1 rRNA gene is annotated in these 2,032 nt (G+C 50.0%); it reads left to right on the forward strand.

Annotated features, from left to right (window positions below):
- Positions 1-91: 91 nt before the first annotated feature.
- Positions 92-2,032 (forward strand): 23S ribosomal RNA (locus tag N784_RS15610); the annotation flags it as partial.

Here is a 2,032-nt window from a genome sequence, read left to right on the forward strand (position 1 = left end):
ATTAATTTAGCACCTTGAAAACTAGATAAGAATCCGACATTTTACATTTGTAAATGTTACAAAGCATCAATAATCAGTTTTTATTCATGTTAGTTAAGTGAATAAGGGCGCACGGTGGATGCCTTGGTACTAGGAGCCGATGAAGGACGGGACTAACACCGATATGCCTCGGTTAGCTGTAAGTAAGCTACGATCCGGGGATTTCCGAATGGGGGAACCCACTGCTTGTAATGAAGCAGTATCTTTAACTGAATACATAGGTTAAGGAAGGCACACCCGGGGAACTGAAACATCTCAGTACCCGGAGGAAGAGAAAGCAAACGCGATTTCCTGAGTAGCGGCGAGCGAAACGGAATTAGCCCAAACCAGAAAGCTTGCTTTCTGGGGTTGTAGGACACTCCATTGGAGTTACAAAGAAACGATATAGATGAATCGATCTGGAATGATCAGCCGAAGAAGGTAACGGCCCTGTAGTCAAAATATTGTTTCCTCCGGAGTGTATCCTGAGTACGGCGGAACACGTGAAATTCCGTCGGAATCCGGGAGGACCATCTCCCAAGGCTAAATACTCCCTAGTGACCGATAGTGAACCAGTACCGTGAGGGAAAGGTGAAAAGCACCCCGGAAGGGGAGTGAAAGAGAACCTGAAACCGTGTGCCTACAAGTAGTCAGAGCCCGTTAATGGGTGATGGCGTACCTTTTGTAGAATGGACCGGCGAGTTACGATCATATGCAAGGTTAAGTTAGAAAAAACGGAGCCGCAGCGAAAGCGAGTCTGAATAGGGCGTCATAGTATATGGTCGTAGACCCGAAACCGTGTGATCTACCCATGTCCAGGGTGAAGGCCAGGTAACACTGGCTGGAGGCCCGAACCCACGTACGTTGAAAAGTGCGGGGATGAGGTGTGGGTAGGGGTGAAATGCCAATCGAACACGGAGATAGCTGGTTCTCTCCGAAATAGCTTTAGGGCTAGCCTCAAGGTAAGAGTCATGGAGGTAGAGCACTGATTGGACTAGGGGCCCCTATCGGGTTACCGAATTCAGTCAAACTCCGAATGCCATCGACTTATCCTTGGGAGTCAGACTATGAGTGATAAGGTCCATAGTCGAAAGGGAAACAGCCCAGACCGCCAGCTAAGGCCCCCAAGTGTACGTTAAGTGGAAAAGGATGTGGAGTTGCTTAGACAACCAGGATGTTGGCTTAGAAGCAGCCATCATTTAAAGAGTGCGTAATAGCTCACTGGTCGAGTGACTCTGCGCCGAAAATTTACCGGGGCTAAACGTACCGCCGAAGCTGCGGATTGTCCTACGGACAATGGTAGGAGAGCGTTCTAAGTGCTGTGAAGTCAGACCGTGAGGACTGGTGGAGCGCTTAGAAGTGAGAATGCCGGTATGAGTAGCGAAAGAAGAGTGAGAATCTCTTCCACCGTAAGTCTAAGGTTTCCTGAGGAAGGCTCGTCCGCTCAGGGTTAGTCGGGACCTAAGCCGAGGCCGAAAGGCGTAGGCGATGGATAACAGGTTGATATTCCTGTACCACCTCCTTTCCGTTTGAGCAACGGGGGGACGCAGTAGGATAAGGGAAGCGCGCCGCTGGATGTGCGCGCCCAAGCAGTGAGTGAGATGTATAGGCAAATCCGTACATCAATCATAAGCTGTGATGGGGAGTGAAATAGAGTAGCGAAGTCCCTGATTTCACACTGCCAAGAAAAGCCTCTAGCGAGGAAAGTGGTGCCCGTACCGCAAACCGACACAGGTAGACGAGGAGAGTATCCTAAGGTGATCGGGAGAACTCTTGTTAAGGAACTCGGCAAAATGACCCCGTAACTTCGGGAGAAGGGGTGCTTCTTCAATGGAGAAGCCGCAGTGAATAGGCCCAAACGACTGTTTAGCAAAAACACAGGTCTCTGCGAAACCGAAAGGTGAAGTATAGGGGCTGACACCTGCCCGGTGCTGGAAGGTTAAGAGGATGGGTTAGCCGTAAGGCGAAGCTTTGAATCGAAGCCCCAGTAAACGGCGGCCGTAACTATAACGGT

The sequence above is a fragment of the Pontibacillus litoralis JSM 072002 genome, from assembly GCF_000775615.1.
Lineage (GTDB): Bacteria > Bacillota > Bacilli > Bacillales > BH030062 > Pontibacillus > Pontibacillus litoralis.